Consider the following 10,043-nt stretch of genomic DNA (forward strand, 5'->3'; position numbering starts at 1 on the left):
ACCCCTGCGAATGCCAGCATCGCCGCGACCAGGGCTGCGTGTTTACGCGTGACCGCGCGCCAACGATTCTTCGCACGTTTCTTCTCGGACATGTCTGATGCTCCCCGTGGTTGGACAGGTGGTGAGCCGGCACCACAGGCGATGCCGGTGGGGAGGAACGGTCATCGGGGATATTTCCAGGCTCACGCCGCAATGCAGCACAATCGAAAAAATGTGACTTAACTCACATTTTAATCGGGCGTTTGATGTTGCCTTAACGGGGTGCTGGTGCATTGCACAAGGCTTTCGCGCAAAACCATCGCTTTGATAGTTACGCGACAGGGAGGCGGCATGCTGTCGTCCTGGGGCTTTGACCGATCGGCGATCGGTCAGGCTACGGTTGCCATGCAATCTTGAATTGATCGAGCCCACGAAAGCCGAAAGCCTTTCGTCATACCAAGCTGCTTGGTGCGAGGCGAAAACGTTGATTGGAGGTTGGCGGAATCTAGGCGCATGGCCGATGGAACCCTGCTGAACCGTCATCAACTTGTCATCTGACCGAGGTAGAGCGCCGCCGGCACGTGCGTTACGGTGCGCGGCCGTTTTTGCTCCTCTCCCTCCATGATCCGCCTGCTACTGCTGGCGCTGGTCGGCCTGTGCTTGGCCGGTCACGCCTGGTCCAATGCCTCCACATCCCTGAGCGAGCGCCTGGTTGCGCCGGGCGGTGTGTCGCCGCTGATTCCGCAAGAACGTCTGGAGGCGATGATCGCCACCTTGCATAGTCGTAGCGGCCATGTGGTGACCGCGGAGGGCATTCCGTTGTTCTGGCGCGCGATCGATCCGGGTGATTACCACCTGCGCTTCGGCTATCGAGCACCATCCAGCGATCACAACGCAGATTTCTCGCTGGACTTCATCACACCGCAGGCGCCTGCGCCAACGCCACGCGGCACCGTAATTTTGTTGCACGGTTGGATGATGGATGGCGATTCGCTGTTGCCCTGGTCATTGCAATTGGCCCAGGACGGCTACCGCGCCATCAGCATCGACTTACGCAATCATGGGCGTTCGGGCGGCGGCCCCGCCGGTTACGGCACACGCGAAGCGGACGATGTCGCGGCGGTGATCGCGTCACTGCGTGAGCATGGCGAGGTGCGAGGTCCGCTGTACCTGTTCGGCGTGTCTTACGGCGCGGCCACCGCTCTGTTCACCGCGCAGAAGCTGGGGGATGCGGTGACGGGCGTGGTGGCGATGGAGTCGTTCGCCAATGCCGGGCGTGGCATTCGTGACATGGTGCCGCACATGCTCTATGGCCGGCCACAGGGATGGAGCGCGCAGATGAAGACGCAGTTGGCGCGTCTGCGTTACGGTGGTCAGGATCTGGATGCGGTGATCGCAGCGGCCGACAAGCAGCTGGGTCTGGATCTGGATGCGGTGGACGTGGCTGGCGCCGCCCGCGAAACCAAGGCCTGCTTGTTGCTGATACACGGTGCCGATGACCAGCATATCCCCGTGACTCATGGTCGCGCGCTGGCTGCCGCGGCTCCGCGCGCGCGCTATCTGGAAATCGCGGGCGAGAATCACATCAGCTTGCCGATGCGGCTGGATCGCTTGGCACCGACAGTGGAAGGCTGGCTGGATGCGGTGCAGTCATCGCGTCACGCGGAGTGCCCAGGACAAGTGACCTGGGCGGTCAAGGGAGCGCCGAATAATCGTGCTGCTGGATGAGGCGTTGCCGATGACTGGTGATGGTCCTGCTTGGGATCTCACTCAGAGATAGGGCGCTCCTGTTTTGAGCGCGCCTGATGTCGGCAAAGGCGCAGAGCTTCATCCAAGTTCTACGGAAGTGCCGTCAGCTTCCCGTACTCATCTTGAACTTGAAGTTGCATTCATTCTTCATCTCCGCAAGCGCTGTTGTGTCAGCCAGTCGCGCGGCTATCGGAGAGTCATGATACCGAGCGTGCGGTAGAACGGGCGCACGACTGGTTTGCTCACACGGCTGTCACTGGTGCTTATCAAGTGCTTCGAGAGAATGGCCGCATTCAGCAGGAGGTGAGCAATGAAAGTCATGATTCGACACTCTGCGGTATCGGCTGTCACCGTTCTCGCGGCGGCGCTGATGTGCTCGTCGTTTGCAAGCGCCGCGGGCAAGGATATCGACTGCAAACTCGACTACACATTGGACGGGTGGGCGGCTGTCTACGGACAGGCGACCGGCAGCGGGACGGTGAGTTGCTCCAATGGCAAATCCATGCCGATCAAGATTTCCGCCAAGACAATAGGTCTCAGCGCCGGCAAGTGGCAGATCGACAAAGGCAAGGGCCGCTTCACGGACGTGCACAAGATTGATGATGTGCTGGGCACATATGCAAAAGCGGAGGCCAATGCCGGACTCGTGAAATCCGGATCGGCGCAAGTATTGACCAAGGGCAATGTCTCGCTGGCCCTTGCCGGCAAGGGTGAAGGCATCAATCTTGGCGTCGATGTGGGTGGTTTTGAAATCAAGAGGCCGTAAGTAGCCAATGCGGGTGGCGTAAAAAACGAGGCAATCCGGAACGGATCATCGCCGTCGGTGTCGCGTAGCCGCGTTCATTCCTCGATTGCCTCCACCCCGCGTCGCTTGAGGTCTTCCAGATGATCGAGCATTTCCCGGATCTTATCCGGAGAATGGCCCTTCCAATCTGTAACCTCACCGGTGACGCGAAATGGATTCCGAGAGCGGTATGACTTCGTAGGATTTCCAGGAAATCTTTTATTCGTCAGATTTGGATCATCTTCGATGGGGCCGGTTGGTTCCACGATGTAGATCCTGCCACGCCCCGAACCAACAGCCAGTTCGGCTCCCCAGATGGCCGCATCCAGTGTGGCGGTCAGGTAGACGAAAGACGCTCGTTTCCTTTTGCCGTAGTTGGAGAGGCAGCCTGGCTCTATGAGATCCCCCAACTTTAGATCGGCCTTCGTGCCGTGGTAGTACGTTTGCGAATCAGTCATCTCGCCACTCCGGTTCCCTGCCAATTCGACAGGTTGGCGATGCTGCATTACGCGCAGGGTCTTGCCGCAAGCCCCCCTATATTGTATAAATTCATCGTGGGGAGGCGCGGGCGCCTCCCTTTTTTTGTTTTTGGCGCTCCTGACATGCAGGAAGTGCGGCTCTAGTCGAACTGGCTCGCCAGGACGGCGGGCGTGAAATGTGGTCGCGAAGATTTCGAGCCGCAGCGTTCAAAGCGAGTCGGGCGGCGGATGCGCACCTGTCATCACATGGCGCGAAGATGACCAAATAAAGCCCAAAGTCGATTTCAACTTTGGGCTTTGAGCGGAAATGACTCGTTACGGCTTCTTTGGTTCGTACTTTGAGCTGTTCTCGACGCTGATGCTGATGCATTCGACCTTGTCGATGAGCGGGTTTGCAATGATTCTCACGTACGAGTCGGAGTTGATCGACCGGGCCGCGGCAATCAAGTTGCTGTTGCGGGTGTCGCAGCTAAAGCCGCCACCGCCAGCGTTAGTGGCACTGCAGGTCACCGCTGACCCTTCCGGCTCATTTCTGACCTCGCATCCGATTTCTTCGACTGGGCTTGTGCTGTTGCGGGCTGAACCAAGCGAGCCCTCGCCATGAACCCAGCCGCCGGATTGATAGACCTGGACGCTTCCTGCAACTTTCTTTCCTGCAAAAGCATCTTGCGCGAAGACGGAACAGCCAAGCAAAAGCAAGGCGAGGGGATAGCAAGATTTCATTCGGATCTCCTTATGTACTTCCTAGTGTCATGAGTGGGTGTCCGCGCAATATGTCTTTCGATGACGATCTCGCCAGCATCATGCTGCGCAAGTGCGCGCCATCCATGGCCATAACCGAGCGTTGATCGAGACAGGGATTTCCTTTCGCGGCGATCACAAGCTCCCACGAAACAATCTTTACGTCAAGATACTTAACGTTGACATAAATTGATCATGGTCAAAGAAACGACGCAAGGACATCAACCGTTGCGTAGTCGCGGAAGTCTTGGTGTTGTTCCCGCAGGCGGCGCGCAAGCCGCCGAAACTTCGCCGATGTTGGCGATACGCGCTCTTCGTGTGGCTACAGCGCTTCAGCTTATGAACTGGATCAGGGACGCATTGGTGTGGTCGCCGCAAGCCCCATCTCGATCCATCAGGCACAACTCTTGCCGGAATGGGGGTGGTGACATTTCTTACCAACAACGTGCTGGAACTGGACGAACCCGCATTGCGGGAGTTGTTGGCTCGTGGCGTCACCGTCGAGACGACGCCCATCGAAAGGAACGAAGGGCATGCGGACGTGGTGTTGACTGACGGCAGGCATCTCAATTTCGCAGGCTTGTTCACTGCGCCGAAGAATGCATCTTCGACACCTTACAGATGCTCGGATATCTCGATGAGGTTGAGATCGGGATCACGCACGTACATGGCGGAAGTCGCGCGCATCGCTGGTGAACTGCGCAATTCCAAGGGATTGCAGAAGGTGCGGGTCATCGGTCATACCGACAGTATCGGCAGCGACCAAGCCAATCAGGCTCTGTCGCAAAGACGCTGTAGGCCCGACGCGAGCCAGGAGGCGCCGGTAATAGCACAAGAATGGCGCCCTCGGATCTAGCCTCGAGGACCTCCCATGACCGGCAGAACAATCCCATTGACGTATGAACCGGTAACGGGTGAAGCCAGGAAGACAAACGCAGGCGATATCTCTTCAGGCTGAGCAGGGCGCCCCATATCACTATCCTGGCCAAAGGACTGGATGTCGTTTTTTGATTTATCCGCAGGATTCAGGGGCGTCCAAACCGGTCCCGGGGCTACGCAGTTCACCCGTATCCCACGTTCGAGCAAGTTGCTGGCAAGAGACTTGGTAAACGCATGAATAGCACCTTTCGTAGCAGAGTAATCTAGTAAGTGCTTGCTGCCAAAGATGCCGGTCTCTGATCCGTTGTTGACGATGCTGGATCCAGGGCGCATATACGGTACTACTGCGCGCGCCATCCTGAAGTACCCGCCGATATTGGTTTGAATCGTCTCCTGGAAGTGGGCGTCTGTAATGTCTTCAATGCGTTCAGCATGAAGCTGGAAGGCCGCGTTGTTGACGAGAATGTCTATTCGTCCGAATGTCTTCAGGACTGATCTTACGGCCGTTTCGCAGAACTTGCTGTCCCGAACGTCGCCCGGGATCACGAGGCACCGTTTTCCTTCCTTTTCGACTGCTTCCTTGGTCTGCTTGGCATCTTTATCCTCGTTGAGGTAAAGAATGGCCACGTTCGCGCCTTCGCGAGCGAAGAGCACCGCGACAGCACGTCCTATCCCAGAGTCGCCACCCGTCACGATGGCGACCATGTCTTTGAGTTTCCCGCTTCCTTGATAATCAGGTGCAAGGAAGCGAGGTGGGAGATTCAGATCGGCCTCATTGCCAGGCTTTTGCAAATGTTGCGCTGGCATGGGGTTCTCTGGCTGTCGCTTTGCGCCAGTCAGCGCCGCTTTCTTTGACGATGTCTTTGGCACCGGCTTCTTCGCATCGATCTTTTTCTGAATCCTTCTTTGCCGATCGACGGTTGCCTTCGTAGCCTTCCGACTTGCCATGACGAGGCCCTCCCAGGATTGGATGAGACTCTAGGTCATCACATCATCTTGTCGCGTGCCTGCTCTGCGCGCGCGGCACCGATCGCAGTCTCCACTTTCTTGACTTCTTCGGGTGGGGGTAGCACTGCCGGCATTCCGAGACTCTGAATCCAAAGCTCTCTGCACCAACCCTTGGTGTGGTAGAGGTGGTGGTCTTCATCATTCTCTACAGCCTCGAAGGCCTTCTTCAGGATGCTGGAGTGTTGTTGACGCTGCTCGGCGACTTTGCCGATCAGCTCCCAGTTCTGATGATCCTTCGTCTCAGCCAGAACGACACATTCCGCCGCCACTATCTCGGCCGCAGCCGGATCCGCCTTGCTGATCGCAAGTTCTATGGCTTGAACTAGTGATTTTCCCAGGTGGGCGACAACGGCGCGCCCAGCGCTAGATTCTTCGGTATCGAATCCAAGTTCGGCGAAGACACTCGTCAATACCTGCTCGTGGGTACGGGTCTCATCCAGATAGCCCTCCCATTCTTTTCGGAGATCTTCGTTCTGGACTGCCTTGAGAGCAGCGGTGTAAATCTGTATGCCACCTCTCTCCGTCTCCAATGCTTGCAACAAAAGTTCATGGACCTGTTCACTTTCGACTCGCTTACCCATCAGTGTTCTCCAATGCGAATGATCGCAATGGTTTAGTACGACGATGTGCGTTCCGATCGTGTGACCTTTCATGCGTCGATCTCTCACGCAAGATCAAGGTTTAACGAGATCAAACGGGTTGAGTTAAATAATCGTTGCGGCAAGATTGCCGGAATCTTAACCGGTTGAATTTCTGTGTCGGCGATGTCGTGGTGTAGTGCTAGGCTGAGTTGGTAGGTTCTACGAATGTTGTTCGAGAGTTGAAGTAGAGATGTCAACTGGAGGGAACATGACCAGTCGGGTAGCGAGGGATTTACGGCAACGTACCGGAACGAGCGCAAGGTCGACAAACGAAGCGTTCTGGAGTCAGCATTCACCGTATCTGCGTGCTATCACTTCCTATTCTGAAGTGGCTCGCCAGAAAGCATCGAACCATGAGGCTGCAAGCCGAGAAGGCTTTGTGGATATGGACTCAGAGTTCAGATACTGGCAGCAGTTCTATCGAGACAGCGAACACGATGGGTGCCGTGCGCAGGATCTTGAGCCAGCGATCAGGCTGGGCTTGGACGCATTTGTCCGCGCTCGCGGTCGGCCTCTTTATCAGATCGAGCAGGAGCTACGTCAAAGTTATGAAAGAACATGCGGCGATCGCGGCTTGGATTGGCGCCAAGCTCGCCCAATCGTAGAAGCCGTTTTACGGCGACTATCGCAACAATACAATCGTACTGGTCGTTGATACGATGCCCGGGCCTGCATAGATGCGCCATTTGTCGGCACCTGCTGCCATTGCTCGGCCTGGGGGGCAGGCGTGGACCTGAAAAGTGGCTATCCTTGGTGGGCGGTGCGGAATGGCTTGCTGCATGAATTTCCGCGGCTGCAACATGATGTCAGCTGCGATGTAGCCGTTCTTGGAGGCGGTATCACGGGCGCCCTGGTTGCCAACGAGTTGGCGGATCATGGACATGATGTAGTTGTCATCGAGCAGAATGAAATCGGTTGGGGTAGCACTGCCGCCAGCACGGCGTTGTTGCAGTACGAAATCGATACCCATATGACCGAGTTGGCCAAGCGATATGGGGAAGACGTGGCATGTCTTGCTTACGGCGCGTGCGCCGAGGTGATCCCATGGCTGGCTGAAATCGCTGATCGTGTTGGAGACGTAGGCTTTGCGTACAACCATAGTCTCTACTGGGCGAGCAAGCGTCGCGACCGTGGGAAGCTTGAGGCGGAATTCAAGATGCGCGCACAGGCCGGCTTTGATATTGAGTGGTTGTCTGCTGACGAATTGCGTCAGCGATATGGATTGGAGGCTTCAGGAGCGATTCTGAGCCGGCTGGGTGCTCGTGTGGATCCTTATCGTTTCGCGTGGCGTCTGTTGATGAGAATGGAACAGCAGGGCACGAATGTCTTCGACGGCAGTCATATTGATCGCATTGAAACGCATGCGCGTGGTGTCGCGCTGCACTCTGCCGAAGGTATCAGCGTTCGTGCCCGGTACGTGGTGCTTGCTACCGGATACATTGCTCAACAGTGGCTCAAGCAGAAAGTGGCTAGAAATCGCAGTAGTTATGCGTTCATCACGGATCGCATGGACGTCAATGAGATTGCTCGCATGCGAGGGATGTTGTTCTGGGAGAGCGCGCGGCCATACTTGTACATGCGTGGGACGGATGACGGCCGTCTGCTGGTGGGAGGGGCGGATGACGCCGTGGACATTCCTGTCCGGCGTGATGCGCTGGTCAAGCGCAAATCGCACCAGCTCGCAGCCGATGTGGCCGCTCGTTTTCCGGGCTTACAACCTTTGCGACCTGCGTTTTCCTGGGGCGGCACCTTCGCCGAAACGGAGGATGGGCTCCCGTTCTTTGGACCACATCCACAGCATGGAACGCGCGTTCTTTTCGCCATGGCTTATGGGGGCAATGGGATCACCTATGCAGGAATCGGCGCGCAGCTTCTTCGATCCTACGTCGAGAGGCAGCGCGAGCAGCCGCTACGGAAGCTTTTTTCGTTCTCCAGGCTTAGCTTTCGTCCTCTCTAGTTCAATCGGACGCGTCGGATGTTTTCCCTGGCGCTACGTTCGAGGCTGTGGGATTTTCCAGGGAACCTCGCGCCTCTTTGGCAAGGCGGATGTACTCGTCCCGAAGTTTTTCTAGCTTCTCGGTATCCAGGTTTTCCAGATCCAGGAGGGCATTGTTCGCCTTGCTGATGCGGATCAGTTCATCGATCTTGATTTGAAGCGCGGCAGTGTCGCGGTTCTGTGTGCTTTGAAGCAGAAACACCATGAGAAACGTGATTATGGTCGTGCTTGTGTTGATGACTAATTGCCAGGTTTCACTGTAATCAAAGAAGGGCCCCGAAGCGCCCCAGATGATGACCATCGCGGCTGCAGTGGCGAAAGTCGCTGGATGGCCCGAGATACGAGAAGCATGGTTTGTCAGTGATTTGAACCAAGATGACATGCTGTCCTCCATTTTGATTCAGCGATCGATTTTACAATCGACATCAATCGAAAGGGCGGGCGCATCGTCGGTGAGCGCTCGCTTTATGTCGATGGCGAACCATTGCGAAGCGCCTAGGTTCGGTCAGCAACGATCGCTCCCATATTGCACTTTCCAACCGGTGCTGAGCGTGTGGTCCGTAGCATATGTGTCCGCTCCTCTGCCTTGGGGATAGAACCGACCTGTTGTAGCCACCCGCAACGATTCATGTAGGCGAGTCGAACCACGCGCCTTGCCCCCCCCCCGGCAATGCTGCACGACGATTTCGAGAATCCGCTTCCGCTCGCGTTCGGCGGAAGCGGCATCACCCTCGAGCTTATGAAACATGCAGGGGCCGGTGTCATGATTGCTCGTATCGCAGGGTGAACAAGCCCAGCCTCTAGGTCGGATATCTGGCCCTTTGTTACGGCAGGTTCTGTTCCATGATCTAGAGGGCGGTGATGGGAGTCAGTGGATTGCCGGCCGGGATCTCAGAGCAGTTTTGTACGGCTGGGCGACCTGCGAATCGATCGTCAACCCAAGGGATTGTCTCGGCAGTCCACAGAAACGTAGTCGGGATGTGGCTGAGACCGTCGGCCTGTCTGTACTCAACCTTGACTCCGCGTGAGCAGTAATCACGTGCCAGTGTCCGCACGTCGCCAGCAATCATGACAGCATCGCCGCGACCGATTCCAGGCTTGTCGCCTGGTGTGCCTTCAGCTTCGCCGCCGGCGCCTTGGCGGATCATCATCGGAGCCGACGGCGTGCCGCCAGTTCCCATGATCAGGTCGTTTACGATTTCCACGTAGACCGGAATCTTCTCCGGCGTCGGGTACTCCGGCTTGGCGATCGATTTCCACGTCAGTCCAGGGTATTGGAACAGAATGTTGAGAATGGAGGCCTTCTCTAACCGCTCGAGAACAGCCTTGCCGTGGTCGTTTAGATAGGGGGTCGGATCAACGCCATACGATCGGAAAATTCCGAGAAAAGCCGCCGGCAGAATTCCAGCCCATCCCAGGCTTCCATCGACGTAGTGCAAATTGTGCGCCGGATGCACTAGGAGTCCTCCGGTCGAGAATCCAATGATTCGCTTGTCGATATCAGGAGCATAGCTGGGAGCCAGTTCAGCTGCCCACTCCGTTGCGATTCCCCCACCGGAATAGCCAATTAGCACGATTTTCGTGTCGGTGGGCAGTCCGACCGTTGGGGAGTTGAATGTTGCGCGTACGGAGTCCAGGGTGTTCAAGCCGTATTCCTGTCCAGCCCCGAAGTTCGCCTGTTGGCCCTGGCTATCTGGGATTACGAGGGTGTAACCCTTCGACAAAAGCGGGGAGAGCAAGATCGATTCGACATTCGGGATCAACCCGCCGAGCGTCACCCCGCCCGA

10 protein-coding genes are annotated in these 10,043 nt (G+C 56.7%); 4 read left to right on the forward strand and 6 right to left on the reverse strand.

Annotated features, from left to right (window positions below):
* Nucleotides 1–600 precede the first annotated feature (600 nt).
* Together LG367_RS17890 and LG367_RS17895 are read left to right on the forward strand one after the other, a co-directional pair.
* Nucleotides 601–1,707: an alpha/beta fold hydrolase gene (locus tag LG367_RS17890; protein ID WP_226470632.1), complete on the forward strand. Its 1,107-nt coding sequence runs from the start codon at nucleotides 601–603 to the stop codon at nucleotides 1,705–1,707.
* A 340-nt stretch (nucleotides 1,708–2,047) separates the two neighbouring features.
* Nucleotides 2,048–2,494, forward strand: a complete 447-nt coding sequence (locus tag LG367_RS17895) for a hypothetical protein (RefSeq protein WP_226470641.1) — start codon at nucleotides 2,048–2,050, stop codon at nucleotides 2,492–2,494.
* Between the two features lie 74 nt (nucleotides 2,495–2,568).
* Here LG367_RS17895 and arr read toward each other — a convergent pair whose 3' ends face one another.
* On the reverse strand, nucleotides 2,569–2,970 hold the full coding sequence (gene arr / locus LG367_RS17900; RefSeq protein ID WP_226470633.1) for an NAD(+)--rifampin ADP-ribosyltransferase: 402 nt from the start codon (nucleotides 2,968–2,970) through the stop codon (nucleotides 2,569–2,571).
* Nucleotides 2,971–3,306: 336 nt separating this feature from the next.
* Nucleotides 3,307–3,714, reverse strand: coding sequence for a hypothetical protein (locus LG367_RS17905; RefSeq protein ID WP_226470634.1), 408 nt, complete (start codon nucleotides 3,712–3,714; stop codon nucleotides 3,307–3,309).
* A gap of 442 nt (nucleotides 3,715–4,156) precedes the next feature.
* On the opposite strand from LG367_RS17905, the gene LG367_RS18685 reads away from it, so the two are divergent.
* Nucleotides 4,157–4,588 carry an OmpA family protein gene (locus LG367_RS18685; RefSeq protein ID WP_226470635.1) on the forward strand — a complete coding sequence of 144 codons (432 nt, stop codon included), beginning with the start codon at nucleotides 4,157–4,159 and terminating at the stop codon, nucleotides 4,586–4,588.
* On the opposite strand, the gene LG367_RS17915 is transcribed toward LG367_RS18685, so the two are convergent.
* Complete coding sequence (locus tag LG367_RS17915; protein WP_226470636.1) at nucleotides 4,585–5,559, reverse strand: SDR family oxidoreductase; 975 nt, start codon at nucleotides 5,557–5,559, stop codon at nucleotides 4,585–4,587. The two genes, LG367_RS18685 and LG367_RS17915, sit on opposite strands and share 4 nt — an antisense overlap.
* Nucleotides 5,560–5,597: 38 nt before the next feature.
* Nucleotides 5,598–6,200: a hypothetical protein gene (locus tag LG367_RS17920; protein ID WP_226470637.1), complete on the reverse strand. Its 603-nt coding sequence runs from the start codon at nucleotides 6,198–6,200 to the stop codon at nucleotides 5,598–5,600.
* Nucleotides 6,201–6,987: 787 nt separating this feature from the next.
* On the opposite strand from LG367_RS17920, the gene LG367_RS17925 reads away from it, so the two are divergent.
* A complete protein-coding gene (locus LG367_RS17925) occupies nucleotides 6,988–8,217 on the forward strand; it encodes an NAD(P)/FAD-dependent oxidoreductase (RefSeq protein ID WP_226470638.1) in 1,230 nt (409 codons plus the stop codon).
* Between the two features lies 1 nt (nucleotide 8,218).
* Here the strand turns inward: LG367_RS17925 and LG367_RS17930 are convergent, their stop codons facing one another.
* Together LG367_RS17930 and LG367_RS17935 are read right to left on the reverse strand one after the other, a co-directional pair.
* Nucleotides 8,219–8,638 carry a low affinity iron permease family protein gene (locus LG367_RS17930; RefSeq protein WP_226470639.1) on the reverse strand — a complete coding sequence of 140 codons (420 nt, stop codon included), beginning with the start codon at nucleotides 8,636–8,638 and terminating at the stop codon, nucleotides 8,219–8,221.
* 466 nt (nucleotides 8,639–9,104) lie between these two features.
* The coding region (locus LG367_RS17935; protein WP_226470640.1) for a lipase family protein at nucleotides 9,105–10,043 on the reverse strand (939 nt) is incomplete at its 5' end.

This window comes from Luteimonas panaciterrae (assembly GCF_020511115.1).
GTDB lineage: Bacteria > Pseudomonadota > Gammaproteobacteria > Xanthomonadales > Xanthomonadaceae > Luteimonas > Luteimonas panaciterrae.